22 protein-coding genes and 1 pseudogene are annotated in these 24703 nt (G+C 63.3%); 9 read left to right on the plus strand and 14 right to left on the minus strand.

What is annotated here, in order from left to right:
- The first annotated feature begins 26 nt into the window (after positions 1 to 26).
- Positions 27 to 200 (plus strand): DUF4242 domain-containing protein, encoded by a 174-nt coding sequence (locus NKH41_RS15400; RefSeq protein ID WP_352770046.1) that lies wholly within the window; start codon positions 27 to 29, stop codon positions 198 to 200.
- 55 nt (positions 201 to 255) lie between these two features.
- Here the strand turns inward: NKH41_RS15400 and NKH41_RS15405 are convergent.
- A pseudogene (locus tag NKH41_RS15405) lies at positions 256 to 1683 on the minus strand (N-6 DNA methylase); the annotation flags it as partial.
- A gap of 225 nt (positions 1684 to 1908) precedes the next feature.
- On the opposite strand from NKH41_RS15405, the gene NKH41_RS15410 reads away from it, so the two are divergent.
- The 3 genes from NKH41_RS15410 (at position 1909) to NKH41_RS15420 (ending at position 5409) form a co-directional block, all read left to right on the plus strand.
- Positions 1909 to 3309: a lipopolysaccharide biosynthesis protein gene (locus tag NKH41_RS15410; RefSeq protein ID WP_352769882.1), complete on the plus strand. Its 1401-nt coding sequence runs from the start codon at positions 1909 to 1911 to the stop codon at positions 3307 to 3309.
- Positions 3309 to 4589: a GNAT family N-acetyltransferase gene (locus NKH41_RS15415; RefSeq protein ID WP_352769884.1), complete on the plus strand. Its 1281-nt coding sequence runs from the start codon at positions 3309 to 3311 to the stop codon at positions 4587 to 4589. Before NKH41_RS15410 ends, NKH41_RS15415 begins: the two co-directional genes overlap by 1 nt.
- Before the next feature lie 211 nt (positions 4590 to 4800).
- Positions 4801 to 5409 carry a hypothetical protein gene (locus NKH41_RS15420; RefSeq protein ID WP_352769887.1) on the plus strand — a complete coding sequence of 203 codons (609 nt, stop codon included), beginning with the start codon at positions 4801 to 4803 and terminating at the stop codon, positions 5407 to 5409.
- A 267-nt stretch (positions 5410 to 5676) separates the two neighbouring features.
- On the opposite strand, the gene ssuD is transcribed toward NKH41_RS15420, so the two are convergent.
- From ssuD to NKH41_RS15475, 11 genes are all read right to left on the minus strand, one after another.
- Complete coding sequence (gene ssuD / locus NKH41_RS15425; protein ID WP_352769890.1) at positions 5677 to 6825, minus strand: FMNH2-dependent alkanesulfonate monooxygenase; 1149 nt, start codon at positions 6823 to 6825, stop codon at positions 5677 to 5679.
- Between the two features lie 42 nt (positions 6826 to 6867).
- Positions 6868 to 7716, minus strand: coding sequence for an ABC transporter permease subunit (locus NKH41_RS15430; RefSeq protein ID WP_352777465.1), 849 nt, complete (start codon positions 7714 to 7716; stop codon positions 6868 to 6870).
- Complete coding sequence (locus tag NKH41_RS15435) at positions 7713 to 8507, minus strand: taurine ABC transporter ATP-binding protein (protein WP_352471351.1); 795 nt, start codon at positions 8505 to 8507, stop codon at positions 7713 to 7715. The genes NKH41_RS15430 and NKH41_RS15435 overlap by 4 nt, the downstream gene beginning before the upstream one ends.
- A 69-nt stretch (positions 8508 to 8576) precedes the next feature.
- On the minus strand, positions 8577 to 9584 hold the full coding sequence (gene tauA, locus NKH41_RS15440) for a taurine ABC transporter substrate-binding protein (protein ID WP_352769895.1): 1008 nt from the start codon (positions 9582 to 9584) through the stop codon (positions 8577 to 8579).
- A gap of 258 nt (positions 9585 to 9842) precedes the next feature.
- Complete coding sequence (locus NKH41_RS15445) at positions 9843 to 10136, minus strand: NAD(P)H-dependent oxidoreductase (protein ID WP_352770049.1); 294 nt, start codon at positions 10134 to 10136, stop codon at positions 9843 to 9845.
- Entirely contained in the window at positions 10088 to 10432 is a 345-nt protein-coding gene (locus NKH41_RS15450; protein WP_352769897.1) for an NADPH-dependent FMN reductase, read from the minus strand. Before NKH41_RS15450 ends, NKH41_RS15445 begins: the two co-directional genes overlap by 49 nt.
- Before the next feature lie 73 nt (positions 10433 to 10505).
- Positions 10506 to 11561, minus strand: a complete 1056-nt coding sequence (locus NKH41_RS15455; RefSeq protein ID WP_352623097.1) for an aldo/keto reductase — start codon at positions 11559 to 11561, stop codon at positions 10506 to 10508.
- Positions 11562 to 11580: 19 nt separating this feature from the next.
- Positions 11581 to 12528 carry an ABC transporter ATP-binding protein gene (locus tag NKH41_RS15460; protein WP_352502692.1) on the minus strand — a complete coding sequence of 316 codons (948 nt, stop codon included), beginning with the start codon at positions 12526 to 12528 and terminating at the stop codon, positions 11581 to 11583.
- Positions 12506 to 13504: an ABC transporter ATP-binding protein gene (locus tag NKH41_RS15465; RefSeq protein ID WP_352769900.1), complete on the minus strand. Its 999-nt coding sequence runs from the start codon at positions 13502 to 13504 to the stop codon at positions 12506 to 12508. Before NKH41_RS15465 ends, NKH41_RS15460 begins: the two co-directional genes overlap by 23 nt.
- 2 nt (positions 13505 to 13506) lie before the next feature.
- A complete protein-coding gene (locus NKH41_RS15470) occupies positions 13507 to 14505 on the minus strand; it encodes an ABC transporter permease (protein ID WP_352769903.1) in 999 nt (332 codons plus the stop codon).
- Entirely contained in the window at positions 14505 to 15491 is a 987-nt protein-coding gene (locus tag NKH41_RS15475; protein ID WP_352769907.1) for an ABC transporter permease, read from the minus strand. Before NKH41_RS15475 ends, NKH41_RS15470 begins: the two co-directional genes overlap by 1 nt.
- A 314-nt stretch (positions 15492 to 15805) precedes the next feature.
- Between NKH41_RS15475 and NKH41_RS15480 the strand changes: the two genes are divergently transcribed.
- The 5 genes from NKH41_RS15480 to NKH41_RS15500 are packed head-to-tail and all read left to right on the plus strand — an operon-like array spanning position 15806 to position 22212.
- The gene (locus NKH41_RS15480) at positions 15806 to 17416 is read left to right on the plus strand and encodes an ABC transporter substrate-binding protein (RefSeq protein WP_352769910.1); all 1611 of its coding nucleotides are present in this window, start codon (positions 15806 to 15808) and stop codon (positions 17414 to 17416) included.
- 60 nt (positions 17417 to 17476) lie between these two features.
- A complete protein-coding gene (locus tag NKH41_RS15485) occupies positions 17477 to 18661 on the plus strand; it encodes an LLM class flavin-dependent oxidoreductase (RefSeq protein WP_352777456.1) in 1185 nt (394 codons plus the stop codon).
- A gap of 9 nt (positions 18662 to 18670) precedes the next feature.
- Complete coding sequence (locus tag NKH41_RS15490) at positions 18671 to 19708, plus strand: ABC transporter substrate-binding protein (protein ID WP_352769914.1); 1038 nt, start codon at positions 18671 to 18673, stop codon at positions 19706 to 19708.
- An 18-nt stretch (positions 19709 to 19726) separates the two neighbouring features.
- Positions 19727 to 20944, plus strand: a complete 1218-nt coding sequence (locus NKH41_RS15495; protein ID WP_352770051.1) for an acyl-CoA dehydrogenase family protein — start codon at positions 19727 to 19729, stop codon at positions 20942 to 20944.
- 5 nt (positions 20945 to 20949) lie between these two features.
- Complete coding sequence (locus NKH41_RS15500; RefSeq protein ID WP_352616956.1) at positions 20950 to 22212, plus strand: FAD-dependent oxidoreductase; 1263 nt, start codon at positions 20950 to 20952, stop codon at positions 22210 to 22212.
- A 36-nt stretch (positions 22213 to 22248) separates the two neighbouring features.
- Here the strand turns inward: NKH41_RS15500 and NKH41_RS15505 are convergent, their stop codons facing one another.
- Positions 22249 to 23340, minus strand: a complete 1092-nt coding sequence (locus NKH41_RS15505; RefSeq protein ID WP_352540164.1) for a rhodanese-like domain-containing protein — start codon at positions 23338 to 23340, stop codon at positions 22249 to 22251.
- Positions 23337 to 24698 carry an LLM class flavin-dependent oxidoreductase gene (locus tag NKH41_RS15510; protein WP_502893705.1) on the minus strand — a complete coding sequence of 454 codons (1362 nt, stop codon included), beginning with the start codon at positions 24696 to 24698 and terminating at the stop codon, positions 23337 to 23339. The genes NKH41_RS15505 and NKH41_RS15510 overlap by 4 nt, the downstream gene beginning before the upstream one ends.
- Positions 24699 to 24703: the final 5 nt, after the last annotated feature.

Here is a 24703-nt window from a genome sequence, read left to right on the forward strand (position 1 = left end):
CATTCCCGGACGGCCTCAACGTGCCGATGAACGAAGCCGGCGCCGACGCGCTGGGCGGTGTCGTCATGCGCAATGCCGAAAAGGGCGTTACCTGGCTGCAGTCCTACGTGTCGCCGGACAAGAAGCGCAGCTTCTGCATCTACGACGCGCCCTCGCCCGAGGCGATCCGCAGCACCGCCCAGAAGAATTCGAAAGCCTGATGTAACTCGACTTGATGAGCTGGTCGATCCGGGGATAGTCACGGTTCTTGTTGTTGTCGTTCTCATTGGCTTGGTTGGCATTGTACGGCGGATTGCCGATGATAACGGAAATCTTGCGCTTGTTCTGCCGCCTGACGCGCGCGACGTTTTCATCCGAAAGGCCGGCAAACATGTCGTGCTGATAGCCGGCCTTGATGCCGAGCCCACCCACATTGTCCAGTGTGTCAACGAAGCAGAGGTTTGGAAACTCGGCGAACTGTCCCGAGATCGCGGCATAGGTCGCCTCGATGTTCAAATTCGCCACGTAGTAAGGCAGGATCGCCACCTCGTTGGCGTGCAATTCGTTCTTGTACTTGTGCGCCAGCTTTCGCGGCTGGCCACGAAAATGCTCCAGGAGCTCACAGATGAAGGTGCCAGTGCCTGTCGCCGGGTCGAGAATCTCGACATGCTCATCAATGAGTTGCCTGCCGAAATGTTTCTGCGTCAGCCAGTCAGCGCCCTCGATCATGAATTTCACGATCTCGTTCGGCGTGTAGACGACACCCAGCCGGTCCGCCTTCTTCTTGTCGTAGACCTTGTAGAAATTCTCATAGATCAGCTTCAGGAACTGCTGCTTTTCCTGGTGGCTGGAGATCAGCGCCGCATTGGCGCGGATCGTCGCATAATAGGTCTCCAGACCCTTCAACGTCTCGCGCTTGATCTGGCCGGTGAAGAATTTCGCCTCCAGCGCATAAAGCTCTTTCGCGATGTTATTCTCGCGATGGAAGTCGCTGTTGTCGAAGACGTGGGCGAAGATCTCCTCGGTCAGGATATGCTGGATCAGCATTTCCCGTATGTCCGCCTCTCCGACAGACGGGTTGATCGTGTCCTTGGCGTGCTGCAGGAATTTGTCGGCAGCCGCGCGAAAATCCGGATTTTTCTCGTAGGCGGTGTCGATGCGTTCACGAAGTGCGGTCAACACCGCCGGAATGTCGTGCTTGAACTGTTCGACCGCCTTGCGGAAATCGCGGATTTCCTCGCGCTCATATTTGAAGAAAAGCGAGACGAGCTTGAGCAGGTTTTCGGTGTCCGTCATCGAGCAGCGAAAAACTTCCTGCCGATTCTGGATCAGGACCGCCGTGCCTGAATTCTCGAAAATGATGTTGTCCTGCGGATAGCCCTTGGCCAGTTTCTTGCGGATTTCCTCGTCGAGGTCGTCTGCCGTGTCCTTGGCTTCCCAATAGCCGAGCGGTACGCGCAAATCGTGTAAGATCGTTCCATCGGGACGGATGCGGTTCTTCTGCGGGGATAGAAATTCGTATTGGCTAATGAAATGCAGATTGCTCTGCCGCGACCACGCCTTGAGCAAATCCTTGAAAGCTTCCGAGATCACCCCCTCGGTGATCGACCCGGAAAACTTCCGCAACCTGTCAATTTCGTTGAGATATTGCTGAACTAAAAGTTGGCTCATGTCCCCTCCGCCCACGGCATTAGAGCCAAACATTTTCGATTGTCAAAGGTCGATCGCACCGCGCAATATCGCCATCCGCTCCAAGTCGCCAGAGCCTTCTCCAGCGCTAACCTTCGTAAGCCAGCGCCGCCCCTCATCCGCCTGCCGGCACCTTCTCCCCGTATAGAGACGGGGCGAAGGAAAGCTCACCCAACCGTTTCTTAATGTGTCTCCGCTACACCCAACCCCTGTAAATTGGCGGAAAACGGAGAGTATTGGGTGCGCTTTTCCGCGGCGACGACAGCCGGGCGGTTCCTGCCGCAGCGCCTTGCGCTGCGCATCAGGCCGCTGCTTGGCCTGATCGATGCCGTGCTGTTCAGCGCCGGCGCGCGCGGCGAGGCCGGCCGCATGTCGCTGATCGCCTTTTCGGTCCGCATCGTCAGCGCCGTCATCGCCTTCGTCAGCCAGGTTTTGATGGCGCGCTGGATGGGGTCGTTCGAATACGGCATTTTCGTGCTCGTGTGGGTGACGATGGTCATCGTCGGCAATCTCGCCTGCCTCGGCTTCCACACCTCGATCATCCGCTTCATTCCCGAATATCGCGAGCGCGGCATGCTGGCCGAACTGCGCGGCATCGTGCGGGCCAGCCGGCTGTTCGTGCTGGTTGCCTCGACGCTGATCGCCGGCCTCGGCGCGCTCGGCGTCTGGCTGCTGTCGGCCTTTATCGAAGACTACTATGTCGTGCCGTTCATCCTCGGCATCATCTGCCTGCCGATGATTGCCATGTCCGACCTGCTGCAAGGGCTGGCGCGGGCCAATTCCTGGGCGCTGTTTGCGCTGTCGCCGACCTTTCTGGTGCGGCCGCTGCTGATCCTGGCGTTCATGGCGCTGATGCTGCTGGCGGGCTACGCGCCAGACGCCAGAACGGCGATCTTCGCCGCGATCGCCGCCACCTACGCCACCACGCTCGGTCAGCTCGTCGGCGTCACCTCGCGCATCGACAAAAGGATCCCGGCCGGGCCGATGAAGCTGCATTTCGGCCAATGGTTCATCGTCTCGCTGCCGATCTTCCTGGTCGAGAGCTTCTTCTTCCTGCTCACCAATGCCGACGTGCTGATGGTCGGCGCCTATCTCCATCCCAACGACGTCGCCGTCTATTTCGCCACCGTCAAGACGCTTGCGCTGGTGCATTTCGTCTATTTCGCGGTCAAGGCCGGCGTCGCCCAGCGCTATGCGCAATTCACCCATGGCGAACCGCAAAAGCTCGCCGCCTTTGCCCGCGAAACCGTGTCGTGGACCTTCTGGCCGTCGCTGGCGATGGCGCTGCTCGTGCTGGCCCTGGGCGAGCCGATGCTGACCCTGTTCGGCCCGGAATTTTCCGCCGGCTATCCGCTGCTGTTCCTGCTGGTGCTCGGCGTCGTCGCGCGGGCCGCCGTCGGCCCTTGCGAAAGCCTGCTCACCATGAGCGGCAACCAGAATATCTGCGCCGCCGTCTACGCCATGACGCTGGCCTTCAACATCGCGCTTAGCGTCGTGCTGATCCCGCTCTTCGGCCTGTGGGGCGCGGCGATGGCCACCGTCTTCGCCATGATCTTCGAGGCCGGCGCGCTGTCCTTTACGGTCTGGCGCAAGCTCGGCATCGTCATGGCCATTTTCGTGCCCGCCAAAGGAGCCGCCTGATGGCTGCCGTCCCCTTGCTCGAGGAAACCAGCGGCGGCCCGGCGGGCGCCATGGTGTCCGGCCTTGCCGGGCTTGCCCGCGAAGCCGACCCCGCCCATGTCGAGATCCTCGCCAACAACCGGCCCGAGCGCAAACTTGCCATCTATCCGGCCTCCGCCGGCTTCGACCTGGTCGAGGAGCTCGACTATCTCTGTACCCGCACGATCGAGCCCAACGTCTTCTTCAATCCGCGCTTCCTGGCGCCGGCCATGCCCAGGCTCGAGGACCGCGAGGTGCGGCTGGCCGTCATCCGCGACGGTGACCAGTATCGCAACCGGCTGCGCCTGCTGGTGCCGTTCTCGGTCGAGCGACCGGTGGTGCCGCTCGGGGTTCCCGTCATGCGCACCTGGTCGAGCCCGTTCGGCCCGATCGGCACGCCCCTGGTCGACCGCGACGATCCGATCGGCGTCATCGAGGATTTCTTCGCGATGCTGTCGAGGCCGCATCTCAAGCTGCCGAAAGTCTTCGTGCTGCCCGACATAAGGCTGGACGGCCCGGTGGCGAGCCTGCTCGCCAGCGTCGCCGAAACGCGCGGCCTGACGCTGGTCACCACCGGCAAGGCCGAGCGCCCGGTGCTCGAAAGCGAGCTCGACGGCGAGGAATATCTGAAGGGTTCGCTGCGCGCCCACCATTATCGCGAGTTCCGCCGCCTGAAGCGCCGCCTTGCCGACCTCGGCCGGCTGGAGCATGTCGTGGCGCGCGGGCCGGACGAGATCCGCCATGCCATCGAGAATTTCCTGACGCTGGAGGCTGCCGGCTGGAAAGGCCGCGAGCGCACCGCCATGGCCATCGACCGCTACCGCGCCGCCTTCGCCCGCGAAGCGGTGCACCGGCTGGCCGAGCAGGACCTCTGCCGCATCAATTCGCTGACGCTCGACGGCCGCACCATCGCCTGCCTGGTCGTCTTCGTCGAGGCCGGCGTCGCCTACACCTGGAAGACCGCCTATGACGAGACGCTCGCTGCCTATTCGCCGGGCACGCTGCTGATGATCGAGGTGACCAGGCAGCATCTCGACGACCCCAACATCATGATGACCGATTCCTGCGCGGTGCCCGACCATCCGGTGATGAGCCGGCTGTGGAGCGAACGCAAGCCCATGGGCACGCTGGTGATCGGGCTGACGCCGGACGCCGACCGCCCCGCCCGCCAGGCGGCGTCGCAGCTTCACCTCTACCGCGAAACCCGCAACATGGCGCGCCTGCTGCGCAACCGGATGAGGAGCCTGCTGCGCCGGCGCTAGTGCATCGGTCCAAAGTGGGACCCGGCCCGTCCGTCTCTGCACCGTCGGCCCGCTCGGGCCTAGGTCGTCAGGGTTAATTCTCCCGATCAGCGGAAAGGATTAGCATCGACGCAGTCCCAACCGGGATGAGGCGATCAATTACGGCCGCGCGTCCAGCATCACTGCCGCCTCGGTCCTGCACGGCCAGAAGAAAAAAATCCGGGAGGAATGCATGATGAAAACAACTCACCTCAGGCGTGTCGGTATCCTCGCCTTGGCAGGTCTCGTTGGCGCGTGTCTGAACGCCGCCACTCCTCGGGCGGCCGAACCCGACAAAGCCGAGATCGATGCCCTGCGTAAATCGCTGTCCAGGTATAAAGACTACAAGGTTGCCATTCGCGAGCTTTATCTATCGACGGTAGGATGCGTCTCCTACAGCGGCGAAAAGGTAGAGGGGGCGATGGACTACCCGAAGGGCGCGATGGGCATCCATTTCGTCAATGTCACGACTGTCGGCCCGACCGCGGATCCGACGCGCCCCAATGTGCTGATCTATGAGCCGGTCGGCGGCGAATTGCGCCTGGTCGGCGTGGAATGGCTCGTGCCCTTGACGCCCGACACCAAGGAGCCGCCGAAGCTTTTCGGCCAGACATTCATGGGGCCCATGGAGGGGCATTATCCGCTCATCCCGAAGGAGTTCCACCACTACGACCTTCACGCCTGGCTGTTCAAGGACAACCCGCTCGGAATGTTCAGCCCGACGAACCCGGACGTGAAATGCGACAATTATGCGTTCCCGATGCCGGAGCAGCCGACCAAGATGGTGCCGGGGCCGATGTGAGCGACCTCGTTACCGCCTGAGGCTGTCGGAGGGACCGGCCGCGGCCTCAATAGCAGTTATCCCAGGAGGGCTCCTGGGATAACGCCAGCCGAGCTCGCTTGAGCGGCCGGATATGGCCTATCCTAACTTTATCCGGCGGTTAGCCAGGACGCTCGTTGCTCTCGGTCGGTTCCCGAAAGCCGTGTCATTGGACTTGGCCGCAGCCTCGCTCCGATCGCCGCCGCGAAGCCACATGACATCGCCCTGGCCGACGCTGTCGGCAGGTCGTCACGAAGCGGACGCGGTGACTTTGGGGCGTCCGAACTCGACGTCCCAGCTGCGCTCCTGGGGTGCGGCTTCGCCATTCAGGCCGAGTTTGGGGAAAAGCAATTCAGCGACGTTGAACGCCTCTTCCAGATGCGGATAGCCGGACGCGATGATGGTTTCGATGCCGATCTCCTGATACTCGCGAATGCGCGCGGCAACATTGTCGGGATTGCCGACCAGGGCCGTCCCCGCACCGCCGCGCACCAGCCCCGGTCCCGCCCATAGATTCGGGCCGACGACCAGCCGGTCGCGCCGGCCTTGATGGAGCGCCGACATGCGCTTTTGGCCGACGGATTCCGAAATGTGGACAAATCCCTTCTGGGCTTCGGCGATCAGGTCGTCGGTGACGTGGCTGATCAGCCGGTCGGCCGCCGCCCACGCCTCATCCTCCGTTTCGCGTACGATCAGGTGAACGCGAAGCCCGAAGCGCATCGTGCGGCCTTTCGCTGCCGCTGCCACCCTGACGCGGGCGATCTTTTCGGCAAGCTGGTCCATCGGTTCACCCCAACTCAGATAGGTGTCCACGTGCTTGGCGGCGATCGCGATGCCGGCATCCGAAGAGCCTCCGAACCAGAGTGGCGGATGCGGCCGCTGAACCGGCGGGAAGGAAATGTCGGTGCCATGGGCGGAAAGATATTTGCCGTCGAAATCCGCCGGCTCGCCCGAAAGGATTCGCCGCCAGATCGTCAGGAACTCGTCGGTCTGTGCATAGCGCTCGTCATGACTGAGCTTGTTGCCGTCGCCGGCGAGATCGGCCGGGTCGGCTCCAGTGACGACATTGAGCAGGACACGACCACCGGAAATGCGGTCCAGAGTGGCTGCATGACGCGCAAACAGCGCCGGTGTACCGCTGCCCGGCCGAAGTGCCACGAGGAACTTCAGCCGTTCGGTGAGCGGGATCAGCCCGGCCGCCACGATCCAGGCGTCCTCACAACGCGTTCCTGTCGGCAGGAGCACACCCTTGAAGCCAAGCCGGTCCGCAGCCTGGGCGATCTCCCTGAGATAGCCGAAGGTTGCCGGGCGGTGCCGCTCGTCCGTGCCGAGATACGGTCCATCGCCATGGGTCGGCAGATACCAGTAGAGGTCGAGCGGACGGGTGTTGCTGGACATCGGATTGTTTCCTTCAGCGATTGCGGAATGTCTAGGCAAGCGTCAGATCTTGCCCTTCCAGGGGATGAGGCGCTGCTCCAGCCAGCGCATGCCGCTGGTAAAGGCGAAGGCAAGGATGGCGATGACGATGAGGCCGACGAAGACGACGTCGGTGGCGAGGAAATTGGCCGCCGACATGATCATGTAGCCGAGGCCCGACTGGGCCGCGATCAGCTCGGCCGCTACCAGCGTGGACAATCCGGCGCCGATGGCAATCTTCAGGCCGGTCATGATTTCCGGCAACGCGGACGGCAGGATGATGCTGGTGAAAAGTTGCAGCCGGCTCGCACCGAGCGACAGCGCGGCATTGATGCGTTCGGCCGGCACCGACCGGACGCCGGCCTGTGCGGCAAAACAGATCGGGGCGAAGGTCGACAGCGACAGGAGCACGATCTTGGACGTTTCGCCGATGCCCAGCCAGATGATCAGCAGCGGCAGGTAGGCCAGAGGCGGCAGACCCCAGTAGAGATCGATCGGAACGCTGAAGATGCCCTTGACCCAGCGATTGAGTCCCATCAGCAGGCCGAGCGGAATGCCCAGGAAAATGCCGACACCGAGCGCCGCGGCGATGCGGCCGAGGCTGGCGAGTGTGTGCTCGAGGAGCGTACCGTTGGCATAGCCATCGGCCCAGACGGCGCTGAATTGGGTCAGTACCTCGGCGGGCGACGGCAGGAACAGCGGCGACGCCCAGCCGAAGCGCGTGGCCAAAAACCACAAGGCGATGAGCGACGCCAGGGTGACCAGGCTGATGCCGAGCGTGCTTGTCGAAGCGGACCGGCGCGTCTTGGGAGACGGCGCGCGCTGAGCTATCGAAGACGAAAAAGAAGTTCCGGAATTGGCGGCAAGCGTCATTGCAAGGTTCCTGTGCGGGCGCCTTCCGGCTGGTGGATGAGCGAGCGGATTTCCTGCCGCAGTTCGATGAAACGCGGGTGGGACTGGATCGGCCCGATGTCGCCGCTCTCAGCGAAGTCGCGAACGAAGTCGGCGTCGAACCGGGCAACGATGCGGCCTGGTCGAGGCGACATCACAACGATGGTGGTGCCGAGCGTGAGGGCTTCCTCGATCGAATGGGTAATGAACAGGATCTGCTTGCCGGTCTTGGCCCAGACCGAGGCCAGAAGCTGCTGCATCGTCTCGCGCGTCAGGCTGTCGAGGGCGCCGAACGGCTCGTCCATCAGCAGGATCTTCGGATCGGTGGCCAGCGCCCGCGCGATGCCGACGCGCTGGCGCATGCCGCCGGACAGTTCATAGGGCGGCTTTTCGGCGAAATCGGCGAGCCCGACCAGTTCCAGCAGACGCCTCGATCGCTCATGGCGTTCACCGCGCCGCACGCCCCGGTATTTCAGGCCGAGAGCGACATTGTCCAGCACATTGGCCCAGGGCAGCAAGGTATCTTTCTGGAAGACGACGCCACGATCGCCGCCGGGCGCGACAATTTCTTTTCCGTCCAGTGTGATCGTGCCTTCGGTGAGCGGCAGGAAGCCGGCGATCGCGTTGAGCAATGTCGACTTGCCGCATCCGGAAGCACCAACCGCGACAACGATGGAATCTGGAGCGATATCGAGCGAGACGTGATCAAGCGCGTGTACGTCCTGGCCATCCGAGGCCGGAAAAGTCACGCTGGCATCGCGGATTCGAAGCATGGTGGGCCTCCAAGCAGTCTGGCTGGCGAGAATTCCGCCAGCCAGAACCTGAATGTCGTCAGGTGATTTCTAGTTCGAGGCCTTGGCAGCGTCTGCGTATTCCGGATCGGCGAACGCGGCGTAGCTGTCCTTGATGGCGGTGATCTTGTGCTGATCCTTCAGGAAGCCCGCAGTGTCCTTGAGGATTTTCGCAACGGCGCTCTTCTCACCACCGCCCAGCCATTTGTCGGACACCTGCTCGTCGAGCGGCGGAACCACTGTTGTCTTCAACTGCTCCGAATTCTCGGCCGCCGTGCCGCCCTGCAATTTGGCGATCAGCTTGGCGCTCTCGGAGTCCGGTCCCCATGCGGCCGGGTTGCTCAGGTAGGCGGTGTTGTAGCCGTCGATCAGCCGGACATACTGGCCGAGGAAGTCGGGATTGGCCTTGGCGAAATCGCCGGTCACGACCAGCGCGCTGAAGGTCGGCGCTCCACGGTCGGCGACCTGGCCGGCTGTGAGCAGAACCTTGCCGTCCTTTTTGAGTTCAGAGAGTGCCGGATCCCAGACGAAGGCCCCGTCAATGTCGCCGCGCTTCCAGGCAGCGACGATTTCGGGCTGCGGAATGGCGATGACCTGGGTTTCTTTCTCCGAAATGCCTTCCTGCTTGAGGACGGCGAGAAGCTGGTAATGGTCCGTCGATACCGGCGCGGCCGCGAGCTTCTTGCCCCGCAGGTCGGCCGGCGACTTGATATCGGGCCGCACCACCAGGGCTTCTCCGTCACGGGAGACCGAGGAGATGTAGAAGGCCTTCACGTCGATGCCCCTGCTGACGGCTGCGGCGAACGGGCTTGATCCGACATCGCCGATCTGGACGTCGCCGGATGCGATGGCAGCAAAGATGTCAGCACCGGAATTGAAGCGGCGGTATTCGATGTTCCAGCCGGTTTTCTTGGCAAGATCGCCATTGGCAATGCCGAGATTGTAGGGATTGGCACCGGTCTGGTAGGCGATGACGACTTTCTTGTCGTCGGCATGCGCTGCAGCGGATGCGGCCGCTATGGCAAGCCCGACAAGGGCGGCGGAAATAAGTTTTCGCATGGAGCCTTAATCCTTTTGAACAGAGGGCAAACCCCTCGACTGCCCGCCCTATTCAAAGAGCGTTGGATTAAAGTCCACTGATATTATAGACTTAGATAGCAATGGAATTCTTAAAATCAGCTCGCGCTTAAAAAAGAATTCGGATTTAGACGGCACGCTGTCGCCCGCGGGATTATTCAGGCGCAAAATGCGGAGTGCTTACGGGCCGCGCCTTGGCAATATATCGCCCATCAGGCACTTGCCTTGGCACTTTATCCGTCAGGCCGAAGCCGCCCGGACCGGTTGGCTCTTCGGCTGGCGCGGTGAAAGCAGGGCAACGAATTGATCCACGGCCTGCCCGGCCCGCGCCAGAACCAGCGAATCTACGAGCTTGCCGTCGGCAAAGTCGCTGTCACTGCCATAGACGGCGCTCGGCACCGTCAGGGCGGAGTAAAAGCCAAACAGTGGGCGAAGCTGATGTTCGACTACCAGCGCGTGGCGCTGGCCACCACCCGTCGCGCCGATCAGGACCGGCCGGTCGACGAGCGCCAGTGGATCGATGAGGTCGAACAGATGTTGAACAGGCCAGCATAGGAGCCGTTGTAGACCGGCGTCGTGACGATCAGCGCGTCGGCCTGTTCGACCGCGTTTACCACATTCAACGCCTCCGGCGTCAATTCCCTTCGCGTAAACGCAGCACCCAGACCACGGCCGGCATCGACAAGATCGAGGAAATTTACTGTGACAGACAATCTTTCGCGCAGCGCCTCGCCGAGATGATGCGCCAGCGTCCGCGACTTCGACGGCCTGTGGGTGTTGCCCGAAAGCACGACGATGTTCTGGCGCAGCCGTTCGACGTGGAAATTCATGGGCTCTCTCATCTGTCCAAAGCAATTGGAAACGCGGGCGGGGCCGCCGGCCCCGCCATTTCGTCGGCGACCGTCAGGCGGCGCGCAGAGGCCGTGTCAGCGGGATCGGCGCGGCCGGCTCCGAACGCGGCACGCGGCCTTCGACCGGATGGCTCGGATCATTGAACCCATGCGTTGAGGCATGACCGGCAGTGACGAGGCGGTCGACAAAGGCCTCGTCCTCGGCGCTCAGCCTGAAGTCCAATGCCTTCGCATAGCTGTCCCACTGTTCCTCGGTACGCGGGCCGGCGATCGCCGCCGTGATCAGCCGGTTGTTCAACACCCAGGCCAGCGCGAAATCGGCGGCCGAGACGCCGCGCGACTTTGCGTGCGCCGCGATCTGCCTGGCGATCTCGATCGATTCCGGGCGCCACTCGGTCTCGGCGATGCGCTTGTCGCCACGGCCGGCCCGCGTGTCGGCGGCAGGCGCCTGGTTCGGCTCGTATTTGCCGGTCAGCACGCCGCGCGCCAGCGGGCTGTAGGAGACGACGCCAAGACCGTAATAGGCGGCCGCCGGCAGCTGTTCGGCCTCGGCGGTGCGGTTGACGATGTTATAGAGCGGCTGGCTGGCTACCGGCCGGTCGATGCCGAGTTCATCGGCCAGATGCGCGACTTCGGCGATGCGCCAGCCACGAAAGTTGGAGACGCCGAAATAGCGCAGCTTGCCCTGGCGGATCAGGTCGGCGATCGCCCGCACCGGCTCTTCCAGCGGCGCATCGAAGACGGCGCGGTGGAAGTAGAACAGGTCGATATAGTCTGTTCCCAGGCGCCGCAGGCTGTTCTCGACCGTCTGGATCACCCATTTGCGCGAATGGCCGCCGAGATTAGGCCCCTTGTCATGCGAGTTGACGAACTTGGTCGCCACGACCCAATGATCGCGCGTCGCCTTGATGCCGCGACCGACGACTTCCTCGGACTTGCCGTTGTGGTAGACGTCGGCGGTGTCGATGAAGTTGATGCCTTGCTCGCGCGCCTTGTCGATGATGCGATGCGCGACCGTCTCCTCGGTCGGCCCGCCGAACATCATCGTGCCCAGGCTGAGCGGCGAAACCTTCAGGGCGCTGCGGCCAAGATAGCGGTAGTCGGACATTTTTCTGCTCCGTTGAATTTCAGTTGATGGTTGGTTCGGCGTAGTGGCAGGCGACATGGTGTCCCGGCGAGATCGCCCGGAACGCCGGTTCCTGCGAACGGCACAGATCGGTCGCCAGCGGGCAGCGGGTATGGAAACGGCAGCCGCTGGGGATGTTCTGCGGGCTTGGCAGATCGCCATGGATCGGCGCGGCCTGACGTCGGCGCGCCGGGTCCGGCACGGCATCCATCAGCGCGCGCGTGTAGGGATGCTTTGGCGAGGTCCACAGCGCCGCATTGTCGGCGCTTTCGACAATGCGTCCGAGATACATCACCAGCACCCGGTCGGCGAAATAGCGAACGACTGATAGATCGTGCGAAATGAAGAGATAGGACAGGCCGAGCTGACGTTTCATGTCGACCAGCAGGTTCAGAATCTGCGCCTGGATCGAAAGGTCGAGCGCCGACACCGGCTCGTCGCACACAACCAGTTCCGGATTGAGGATCAGCGCCCGGGCGATGCCGATGCGCTGGCGTTGCCCGCCGGAAAATTCATGCGGGTAGCGGCCAAGCGAATCCCTCGGCAGACCGACACGCTCGATGATGTCCTCGACGATGGTGCGCCGCTCGGCCGTGTTGCCGATGCCATGGACCTTCAGTGGTGCTGTCAGGATGTCGCCGATCGTGTGGCGCGGATTGAGCGATGCGAACGGATCCTGGAAGATCATCTGGATATTACGGCGCGCCGCCTTCAGCCGGCGCGTGTCGAGAACGGTGATGTCGGTGCCGTTGAACTCGATCCTGCCGCTAGTCGGGTCGACCAGCCGCATGATGGTCTTGCCTAGCGTCGATTTTCCGCAACCGCTTTCGCCGACGAGACCAACCGTCTCGCCGCGTCCGACTTCGAGGGATACGCCATCGACGGCGCGCAGCGTGCCGCCCTGGGCGTGGAAATGGGTGGAAAGGTCAGAGACCGAGAGCAGCGCCATGCGCAACCTCCGGAATGAAGCTGTAGGGGCAGGCGACTAGACGATCCTCGCTCACCTCGACGAGGTCGGGTACGAAATGGGCGCAGCTGTCGCGCGCCACCGCGCAGCGCGGGCGGAACGGGCAGCCCTTTTCGCCGGCGGCCGAGACGATACTGCCGGGAATCTCCGTCAGCCTGGCGTCGCGGTAGTGGAGATTGGTCTTCAGCCGCGGCGACGCCGCCAGCAGGCCGCGCGTATAGGGGTGAAGGGGTGTTCTGAACAGTGCGCCCGGCAGCGCCTGTTCAACCTTGCGGCCGGCATACATGACGACGACCTTGTCGGCCCATTGTGCGACGACGCCAAGATCGTGGGTGATGAGCATGACAGCCATCGACAGTTCGCGGCGCAGCGTATCGAGCAGGTCGAGCACCTGCGCCTGGATGGTCACGTCGAGCGCCGTCGTCGGTTCGTCGGCAATCAGCAGGCGCGGCCGGCAGGCGACGGCGATGGCAATCATGATGCGCTGGCGCATGCCGCCGGAAAGCTGGTGCGGATAGTCATCGATGCGCCGCTGCGGATCGGGAATGCGAACCAGATTGAGAAGCTCGATGGCACGGTTCCGCGCTGCCTTGCCGCGTATGCCTTCGTGCAGCGTCAGCACCTCGGTGATCTGCCGGCCGATGGTCAGCACCGGATTGAGCGACGTCATCGGCTCCTGGAAGATCATGGCGATCTCGCGTCCGCGCAGGCTCCGCATAGCCTTCTGGTCGAGACCAAGCAGATCCTTGCCGGCGAATTCGATCCTGCCATTGGGTATTTTCGCCGAGCGCGGCAGAAGCTGCATCAGGGCGAGCGCGGTCAGCGACTTGCCGGATCCTGATTCACCAACGATCGCCAGCGTCTCGCCCTCACCGACCTCGAAACTCAGCCGGCTGACCGGCTCGGCGGTCGGGAAGCGAACCGTCAGACTGTCGATCCTGAGCAAAGGAGCGGCCATCTCTATCGCTCCTGTGAGAAGCGCGGGTTGAGCGCGTCGTTGAGGCCGTCACCGATCAGGTTCAGCGCCAGCACGGTAAAGACGATCGCAAGTCCCGGCAGCGCTGTCAGATACCAAGCGGTGCGGATCAATTCCCTGCCCGCTCCGATCATCGAGCCCCAGCTGACGACGTTGGGATCGCCGAGGCCCATGAAGGACAGCGCCGATTCCATCAGGATCGCGGTCGCCACCATCACCGACGAGGTCACGATCAACGGCGGCAGCGCATTGGGCAGTATCTCGCGGAAGATAATGCGGACATGGCCGTAACCGAGGCTGCGGGCGGCCATGACGAAATCCTTCTCGCGGATGGCCCGGAATTCGGCGCGGGTCAACCGCGCCACCGTCGGCCAGGTGATGACGGCGATCGCCACTGTCACGACAGGCGCGGTCGGCTGCGCGATCGCCACCATGACGACCAGCAGCACGAAGCTCGGTATGGTCTGAAAGATCTCGATCAGGCGCACCAGCAGGTCGTCGATCCAGCCGCCGAAGTAGCCGGCGGCGGCGCCGACCAGGATGCCGAAGCTGAGGCCGAGCGCGGTCGCCACCAGGCCGACGAACAGCGAAATCCGCGCGCCATGCAGAATGCCCGAAAGCACATCGCGGCCCATGGAGTCCGTGCCCAGTGGGAAGGCTGGGTTCTGGCCCGGCCACAGGAAGGGCCGCGCCACCATCGATAGCGGATCGGCCGGATAGAGGACTGGTGCCAGCAGTGCGGCCAGCACGACCAGTGACAGGAACACAACGCCGAACATGGCGTTGGGATTGCGCAGGAAAACCTTCAGCGCACGCCCGCCAGCGGCTATCGGCACCGACGCTGCCGAAGCGGAGCGTGCGTCGGGCGCGTGGAGATTGCTCCAACTCTTTGCCTCGGGTTCAGGCAGTGCCGCGGGCCCGCGGGCATCGGCATGGAGACGGCGGGAACGGGCATCGCCCGCGGCGAAATCGGTGGAAGCCATCAGCGTACTCCGATGCGGGGATCGAGCCAGGCGTGCAGAAGATCGACGGTCGCGTTGGCGATGATCACCAGCAGCGACGACAACAGAAGGATGCCGAGCAGCACGGTGAAATCGCGGCCCATGACCGCTTCGAAGGCGAGACGCCCGAGGCCGGGCCAGGAATAGACAGTCTCGACAACCACGGCGCCGCCGAGCATGCCGCCGACATGCATGCCGGCCATGGTGGTAATGGGGATCAGCGCGTTGCGAAGGACATGGCGAATGGTGATGAAGGCCGGCGGCAGGCCCTTGGCTGCGGCGGTGCGTACGTAGTCCTGCGACTGGACCTCCAGCATCGCCGCTCGTGTCAGCCGCGCATAGATCGCCACGTAGAACAGCGCCAGCGACAGTGCCGGCAGGATCATGTAGCGCGCCCTGTCCCAGAGCCCGGCAAGGCCGGTCAGGTTGCTGCCGATGGTTCCCGAGCCGCCGCTCGGCAGCCAGCCGAGCTTGACCGAAAACAGCACGATCAGCATCAAGCCGATCCAGAAACCCGGGATTGAATAGAACAGCAGCGAAATAACGGAGAGCACACGATCCGGCAGGCGCCCGGCAAACACCGCCATCACCGATCCAAGGGCGAGGCCGAGCACAATGGCGACGGCCAGAGCCACCGCCATCAGCACCAGCGTGCCGGGCAGCCGCTGGCCGATCAGGTCGGCGACCGGCATGCCGTAGCGCGGCGAAAAGCCGAGGCTGAAATGCGCCAGATTGTAGAGATAGTTGAACAGCTGGACGAGAAGCGGATTGTCGAGCCCGAAGCGCTGGCGAAGCGCCGCCATCGTTTCGACAGTGGCCGAGCCAGCCTCGCCGGCCATGACATCGGCGGCATCGCCGGGCGCGAGCTGCAGCAGGAAGAAGTTCAGGATGACGATGCCCAGAACGGTCGGCACCGCCTGCATGGCGGTGCGCCGGAAGGTTCTGCCAATGCGCGTCAGGGTCGACATCGTTTTCGCTATCCCGGCTGTGGCTGACGATGCGGGTTTGCTGTTTCCCGGAAAGTTCCGTGCTTTTTAGTTGACAAGATTTATAGACATTGTCAAACCTGATTTAAGAAATTTTATCCTGCAAATGGCCTCATTGCAGAATAGAATTTTATTTCATACTACAAACTTAGCTGTTTGAAGTATGAAATCTTAAGCGCGGGAGCAGGTCGGCCAAATCTTTTCGCAAACGGGCCCGCTCTTGGAACGACGGATTTTTAGCCTGGTGGCCGACGATCGGCCGATCGGGTCCGGCAGCAAAAAAGGACCAGGACGCTATGTCTCATTTCCTCAGTCCGAACCGCCGCAGGTTCCTCGGCATCTCGGCGGCCGCGCTCGGAGCGACCCTGTTGCCTGCATCGCGCAGCGCCTACGCCGCCGAGCCGAAACAGGGTGGAACGGCGACGCTGGTGCTCTCGGCTGAGCCGCCTGTGCTGACGACCATCGCCCACACGGCATTCAATTCGGTCTACGTCTCGGCAAAGACCACCGAGGGCCTGCTGACCTATGATTTCGATCTCACGCCGCGCCCATCCCTGGCCAGACAATGGTCAGTCAGTGGCGATGGGCTGCAATACACCTTCAAGCTGCGCGAAGGCGTGAAGTGGCATGATGGCCAGCCGTTCACCGCCGCCGACGTCGCCTATTCGATCACCACGATCAGAGAGGTTCATCCGCGCGGCCGCAACACCTTCCTCAACCTTGTAGACATCCAGACGCCGGATCCGCTGACCGTAGCGCTGGTTCTGTCGAGGCCGGCGCCTTACCTGATCACGGCCCTGGCTGCGGCCGAAACGCCAATCGTGCCGAAGCACCTCTATGACGGCACAAAGGCAGCCGAAAATCCGGTCAACGTCGCTCCGGTCGGCACCGGCCCGTTCGTCTTCAAAGAATGGGTGCGCGGCAGCCACATCGTTTACGAACGCAATCCTGACTACTGGGACGCACCGCGCCCCTATCTCGACCGGTTGATCCTGCGCTTCATCCCGGACGCTTCGGCGCGCGCGCTGGCGCTGGAGACCGGCGAGATCGATCTGGCGCCGGCAACGCCGATTCCGTACAGCGATTTGCAGCGCCTCGAAACGCTGCCGCATATCGGTTTCGAGAAACAGGGCTACCAATATTCCAACGGCATCAGCCGGGTCGAATTCAACCTGGAGAAAGCCTATTTCCAGGATGTTCGCGTCCGCCGTGCCTTCGCCCATGTCATCGACCGCAACGTCATTCGCGAGACGATCAACTATGGCTATGGCGAAACCATTCCGGGCCCGATCAACCCCAATCTGAAGAAGTGGTTCGTCGCCGACCTGAAGACCTATCCGGTCGACACGGCCGCCGCCGATAAACTGCTCGATGAAGCAGGCTTGCCGCGCGACGCCAACGGTACCCGGCTCAAGCTTGTCAACGACTATGTCCCGAGCGGCGAAACCTACAAGCGCGGCGCCGATTACATCAAGCAGGCATTGGCCGCGGTCGGGATCGAGGTCACCGTGCGCAGCCAGGATTTCGCCACCTACACCAAGCGCATCTACACCGACCGCGACTTCGACTTCACCTTCAACGGCATGAGCAATCTGTTCGACCCGACGGTAGGCGTACAGCGCCTCTACTGGTCGAAAAATTTCAAACCCGGCGTGCCGTTCTCCAACGGTTCGAAATACAGCAATGCCAAGGTCGACGAACTTCTTGAAGCGGCCGCCGTCGAGGTCGACCACGAAAAGCGCTTCGAGCAATGGGCCGCGATCCAGCAGATCCTTGTCGAGGACCTGCCCGATATCGGCATCGTCAGCCAACCGGAAATCACCCTCTACAACAGGCGCATAGCCGGTCACACGGTGGGCGCCGAGGGCAATGCCGGCTCCCTCGCAACCGCCCATATCGTCGCCTGAGCCCTGACCCGTGCGCGGTCCTTCGCACGGGTTCCCTTCCTCCACCCGAGAAAGTTCGCCATGACGCTCGCCCACAAGCCTGGTTCCATCGTCGGCACGCCCTTCTTCAAGGCGCCGACCGACTATCCGGACAGCCCGCTGTCGAAAGCGCTTCAGCAGCCGGTGCTGCTCGGGCTATTCCTGCCGATCCAGGCCGGTGGCTGGACCAACTCGACGCTGCCGCGCTCGACCGACTGGCGCTTCGACTACAATCGCGATCTGACGTTGAAGGCCGAGGAGCTTGGCTTCGACCTCGTCTTCGCGCTCAGCCAGTGGCTGCCCAAGGGCGGTTATGGCGGTGTCTTCAACGGCCAGGCGCTGGACAGTTTCGTGTCCGTCGCGGCCATGGCCGCGATCACCAAGAAGATCATGCTGATCTCGACCATGCATGTTCTCTACGGTCCCTGGCATCCGCTGCATCTGGCGAAATTCGGCGCCACACTCGACCACATCTCCGGCGGCCGCTGGGGCATCAACGTCGTCACCGGCCATCGCGCCGTCGAACATGAAATGTTCGGCTGGAACCGTATCGAGCACGACCGCCGCTATGAACTCGCCGCCGAGTTCGTCGAAGTGCTGCAGCGACTGTGGCAGGACGACGAGAATTTCTCATTCTCCGGAGAATCGAGCTGGAAGCTCAATGGCGGCTTCGTCACGCCCAAGCCGAATTATGGACGGCCGATCCTGGTCAATGCCACCGGCTCCGACGCCGGCATTTCCTTTGCCGGCCGTTATTCCGACATCGTCTTCGTCACCAGCCCGGCCGGCTCCGACATCGCCAGCGCGCTGGAAGCGCTGCCGGCGCATACGAAGAAAGTGAAGGACGCGGCCCTTGGTGTCGGCCGCACCGTGCGCACGCTGCTCAACCCGCTGGTCATCAGTCGGCCGACCGAGAAGGAGGCCTGGGCGGTCGCCGATGAGATCGTCGCCCATGCCGACAGCCGCACGCCGAAAGGCTTCCAGACCTTCAACAGCGATGCCCAGGCCTGGAAAGGACGCGAGGGCCGCGACGATCCCTACGCCAAGGTCGGCGGCAACATCTATCTCATTGGCACGCCCGAACAGATCGTCGAGCAGTTCGTCAAGTTGAAGGACGCCGGCATCGACGGCCTGCAGCTGTCCTTCTTCGATTTCAAACCTGACCTCGAATTCTTCGGCGAGAACATCCTGCCGCTGATGAAGCAGGCTGGCCTGCGCAACACCTGAGGAGCAATCATGACCGCGACTGCGATCTCCGAAATCTGGTACACACGCTGCCCGGTGCCGACGCCCGTCGGGCTCGCCGCACAGCTCGGGCTTCTCGACGAGACCTTTCGCAAGGAGGGGATTGAATTGAAGTCGATCATCGATTCGCCCAATCGCGACATCCGCCAGAGCCATTTCAACCACACGCTCGACTGGTCGTTCCGCCACGGCGGCAACGTGCCGCCGATCCGCGCGCGGTCCGAAGGACGCAAGACGCGTCTCGCCGGCATCACCTGGACCGACGAATTCCAGGCAATCATCGCCTTGCCCGGTTCCGGCATCAGGACAACCCGGGACCTGAAAGGCCGCCGCTTCGGCATCGCCCGGCGCCCCGAGGGAATCGTCGACTTCATGCGAGCGACGGCGTTGAAGGGACTGGTCTCGGCGCTCTCGCTCGAGGGCCTTGGCTATGGCGACGTCGAGATCGTCGACATAGCGCTGGCCGACAGCGTGCTCGACAGCCAGGAAGGACCGTCGCTGTTCGGCCTCAAGCGCAAGCAGGCCTATGGCGAGGAAGCCGCAGCCCTGATCCGCGGCGAGGTCGACGCCATCTATGTCAAAGGCACGGCCGGCATCAATGTCGCCAATCTGATCGGCGCCATCCAGGTCGTGGAATTCGGCTTCCACCCCGACCCGAATATCCGCATCAATTCCGGTTCGCCGCGCGTGCTGACCGTCGATGAACTGCTGGCGGAACAACGCCCCGATCTGGTCGCGCGACTGATCGAGACCATCCTGCGCGCCAGCGCCTGGGCCGAGGCGCATCCGGAAGAGACGCAGCGCTTTGTTGCCCGCGAAGCCGGGGCCACCGAGGAACAGGTGCTGGCCGCCAATGGCCCGGATGTCCATAAGCATCTCGGCCTCGGACTGCAGCCTGAGCTCGTCGCAGCGGTTTCCCACTACAAGAATTTCCTGCGCGACTGGGGCTTCCTCGCCGGCGATTTCGACGTCGAGGCCTGGGTCGATCGCCGGCCGCTCGATCTGGTGAACATTCGCGCCGCCGCCTGAGAGAAAGCCAACGTCATGATGTCGACAATTGCCGAGTTTCCGCAACTCCTCGAGAAAGTGGCCGGCCTTGCCGACGACTTCGCGCTGACCGCCGCGCATCACGACGCGACCGGGGAATTCCCATTCGCCAATTTCGACCGGCTTCACCAGGCGGGGCTGCTTGGCCTGGTCACGGTGCGCGAACATGGCGGCTTCGGTGGCGGGCTGACGGAAGCACAGGCGGTGATCGCCGAGATTGGCCGTGGCGAGCCGTCGACGGCGCTGGTGCTGGCCATGCACTACAACAGCCAGTATGCGATGCGGAAATCCGGAAAATGGCCGCGCCATCTGGTTCAGCGGATTGTCGAGGCCGGCCGTCTTGGCCCTGCTTTGATCAACGCCGCCCAAGCCGAGCCGCGGATTGGCTCGCCCGCCCATGGCAAGCCGCCCGAAACCATTGCCCGGCGCGACGGCAATGTCTGGCGGATATCCGGCCACAAGAACTACGTCACCGGCATTCCTATTCTGAAATGGGTGAACTTGCTGGCGCTGACCGACGAGCCGCAGCCCCGCCTGGCTTCATTCCTGGTGCCGACCGACGCGCCTGGATTGCGTGTCGAAAAGACATGGAACGCCGCCGGCATGCGGGCGACGGCCAGCGACGACATCATTCTGGATAATGTTGTGGTTCCTGCCGAAGACATCACCGAGGCGCAGCCGGCATCCGAGCCGCTGAGGCGCGAGGAAGGCGCGACGGCGTTCTTCTTTTCGCTGATCGGCGCTGTCTACCACGGTGCCGCCCGTGCTGCCCGTGACCGGCTTGTCTCCTTTGTCAGCACGCACGCGCCGGCAAGTCTTGGTGCGCCGCTGTCGACCGTGCCGCACATCCAGGCAGGGCTCGGTGAGATCGAGGTCAGGCTTGCGAGCAGCACGCGGCTGCTGCGTTCGCTCGCCGAAGATGTCGACGCCGGCCGGCCTGTGGGCACCGACGGCATGACGGTCAGGCATGTCGTCATCGACAATGCCGTTGCCGTCACCTCGCTGGCGCTGGAGCTTGCCGGCAATCCAGGCCTTAACAGAGATTTCCAGCTTGAGCGCCACCACCGTGATGCGCTGACCGCCCGTTCCCACGCACCGCAGAACCACATGATCCGCACGATCGCCGCCAAGGCGACGCTCAGCCGCCATATCGCCCGGCAGTTGGCCGAGACGCCGGCTATTGCCGCGGGCAAGCCCAAGCTCGCGGCGGTCGGTTGAGCGCCATGACAACAGAACATGTCGAAGTCGCCATCATCGGCGGAGGCCCCGGCGGCCTGACACTGGCGCAAGGCCTGAAGAAGAACGGCATCAGTGTCGCGGTCTTCGAGAAGGACCGCGCCCGCACCGACTATGTCCAGGGTTTTCGTCTGCGCATCCGCCAGCGCGGCATCGATTCCCTGATCGCCAATTTGCCGCCGGAACTCTACGACGCTTTTGTCGCCACGCTCGGCCAGGCGCCGGATCGCAACATCCTGCTCGACGAGAATTTCAACATCCTGGGCGAGGATGCCTGGGGCGGCGGCAACGCGCCGGGCGAGGCCGACGACACGCATATCGAAAAATCGGTAAGCCGTATCACGCTGCGCCAGGTGCTGTTGTCCGGCCTCGACGGCATCATGCGCTATGGCAAGGTCTTCTCTCGCTACGACGAGCAGCCGGATGGTTCGGTCGTCGCGCATTTCGAGGACGGCTCGGCAATCCATGCCGACGTGCTGGTCGGTGCCGACGGCGCCCGCTCGCGGGTGCGCCAGCAACTGGTGCCGCATGCGCGAAGCTTCGACACCGGCGTCAGGCGTCTGGCCGGCAAGATGACGCTGCATGCCGCAGCCCTTCACCAGATCTCGCCGCTGCTACTCGACTACAATGCCGGCGTCAGGCCAACCGAAGGTCATGGGCTTATGGTCACCAGCCACAGGGTCAATGTCGACGCATTCCGAAAGCATGGACTGATCGGGCTGGACGACGCCACCCACAAGGATTTTTCCGGCTTCCATTTCAACAACACCACCAGCTATGTCTGGTGGAACACCGCCTATGAAAAGGACGAACTTGCCACAGACGACGCGCTGGCAAAGCTCTCCGGTTCAGAACTGATTGACCTGCTGATCTCGAAGATCGCCCACTGGCACCCGGAAATCCTCAACCTCATCCGCTACACCGACCCATCGACGGTGGCGCTGCTTCATGTCCACAGCTCCGAACCTGTCGATCCCTGGCCGACGAAACCGGTGACGCTGCTTGGCGATGCCATCCACGCCATGACCTATTTTCGCGCGCTTGGCGGCAACACCGCGATCTACGACGCCGGGCTGCTGGTGCCAGAGCTGGTGGCCGCCAAACGCGGCGACAAGCCGCTTCTCCAGGCGCTGTCGGAGTATGAGGCCAAGATGCTGGAGCACGGCGCCAAAGCCGTGCGGTCTTCGCTGACGGCGATGCAGAAGAACGTGCTGGCGGGCCGTCGCCGCCAATCGGAAGCCGCCGAATAGTGGCCCCCGAAAAAATCGCCTGACAGTGCTCCTGCCCTACGCCGCTTCCACCAGGCTGGTCGACTGGAAGTCGTACAAGAGGATCGCGATCTCGAAGCCGCGCCGCTGCAGCCAATGCGCCGTCGTCGCCGCGCGGACACCGAGCAGATCGTCGATCAGCACGACGCGGGCGCCGCGCACGGCGATGGTGCGATAGGCGACACCGAGCAACTGCCCGCCCTCAGACGCGATCGACCCCGGAATATGCGCTTCGGCGAACTCGTCGGGCGTGCGCACGTCAAGCAGGTAGGTCGTCCGCGTTTCGTCCTTCGCCCAGTTTGCGGCCGTGGCCGCATTGATGCGGGGAAAGCTGTCGCCTTCGGCAAGCTTTGCGATGTGCTCCCCGGCGAAACGCTTGGCATCCTCGCTTGCCGGACCATAGATTGCGGTCTTGCCGGTTTCGAGTGCAAGACCGGCCTCGCGCCATGCCCTGGTGCCGTCGTGCAGATAGGCGACCCGGTTGGGCACGCCGGCATCGATCAGTGTCTGCGCCCCGATGATGGCGCGCGGCAGGCCGGCGCAGGAGACGACAACCTGCGTCTCCGGTGAACGCACCAGGTCGGCGAAGCGTAGCACCAGCTCGGCGCCCGGCACGCTGATGGCGCCCGGCACATGGTCCTTTTCGAACTCCGCCACCGTGCGGCTGTCGAGCACCACCACGTCGGCGCCTCGGCCTCTGAGCACCGCGAGCTCTTCAACGCTGACGACCGGGGTCCCCTTCTCGTCGCGGATCGCCAGCGAAAAATCGACGCCCGGCGTATCGAAGGTCGGCAGGTCTTCAACGCCGCTTTGCGTCCATTCCGGAATTCCACCGTTCAGCGAAAACAGCTGGGTACGGCCATACCCCACCAGTCGTTCGATAAGTTGCTCGGCAACGCCGCTGCCGTCGTCCGCCAGCACGGTGCGCACCGATTTGCGCGGGATGAAGCGGTCGATCTCGGCCTCGACCTGAGCCGCGGGCAGGTTGGTGGCGAACAGCGGCGATGCGTATCCGACAGTCGCGCTGTCGCGAATGTCTAGCACCGCCAGTTCTTCGCCATCCGCCAGCCATTGGCGAAACATTTTCGAATCGATCGTCCTGTCGCTCATGATGCTTTCCTCTCTTGCTGTTCAGCGGCGCCACGGATCGGACGCGCAAGGCCGAGGTTCTCGCGCAACGTCCCGCCTTCGTAAGCAGTCCGGAACAGACGCCGCCGCTGCAGCTCCGGAATGACGAGGTCGACAAAATCGGTGAGGCCCGTCGGCAGGATCGGCGGCATGACGTTGAAGCCGTCCGCCGCGCCACCGGCGAACCACTCCTCCATCATGTCGGCCACATCCTTTGGCGTGCCGACGATCTGGAAATGGCCGCGCGCGCCGGCAACGGCGAGATACAATTGGCGGATGGTCAGGTTCCGGCTCGCGGCCAATTCGGAAACGACTTTCAGGCGGCTCTTCACGGCATCGGAACTGCCCAGTTCCGGCAACGGTCCGTCGAGTGAATGGCCGGAAAGATCGACACCGCCGAGCAATCCTGAAACCAGCGCCACACCAACCACAGGATCGACCAGGCGCTGGATCGCATCGAACTTGTCCTCGGCCTCCGTGCGCGTCGGTGCGACGACCGGGAAGACACCGGGCATGATCTTCAAGCTGTCGGCGGAGCGGCCAAACGAGCCCAGCCGGCCTTTCAGTTCGCCGTAAAAGCCGCGCGCCGATTCGATGGTCGGGTGGGCGGTGAAAACCACCTCCGCCGTCCGCGCCGCCAAGTGCTGGCCGGCATCGGACGAGCCCGCCTGGACGATGACGGGATGGCCCTGCGGTGGGCGAGCGACGTTGAGCGGTCCCTTGACGCGGAAATGCCGGCCGGCATGGTCCGGGGCGTGGATGCCGCGCCGGTCGATGGCGATCCCCGAAGCCTTGTCGGCGACGAAGGCATCGTCGTCCCAGCTGTCCCAAAGCTTCTGCGCGACAGCGACGAATTCCTCGGCGCGGGCGTAACGGTCGGCATGAACGGGATGCTGGTCGAGGCTGAAATTCGCCGCCGCCGGCGCATCGGCTGAGGTGACGACATTCCAGCCTGTCCTGCCGCCGCTGAGATGATCGATCGAAGCGAACAGCCGCGCCAAGTGGAACGGCTCCCAATAGGTGGTCGAGGCGGTCGCAACGAGCCCGATCCCTTGCGTGATGGTCGAGAGCGCCGACAAAAGCGTCAGCGGCTCGAAATGCACGACATGGCCGGTGCGCTCGAAGGTGTCGATCGGCTGCTCGCCATTGCGCGCGCTGAGGCTGTCGGCCAGAAACACCATGTCGAACAGGCCACGCTCGGCAGTGCGCGCGGCGTCCGCATAGTGCTGGAAGCTCAGGCCCGGATTGGCAGGCACATCGGGATGGCGCCAGGCAGCGACATGATGGCCCGGTCCGCGAACAAAGGCTCCAAGCCTTATCTTTCGATTTTCAGTCATCAGCGGTT

Origin of the sequence: Mesorhizobium sp. M1169, from assembly GCF_040318345.1 — a bacterium.
In the GTDB taxonomy this organism is placed as follows: Bacteria; Pseudomonadota; Alphaproteobacteria; order Rhizobiales; family Rhizobiaceae; genus Mesorhizobium.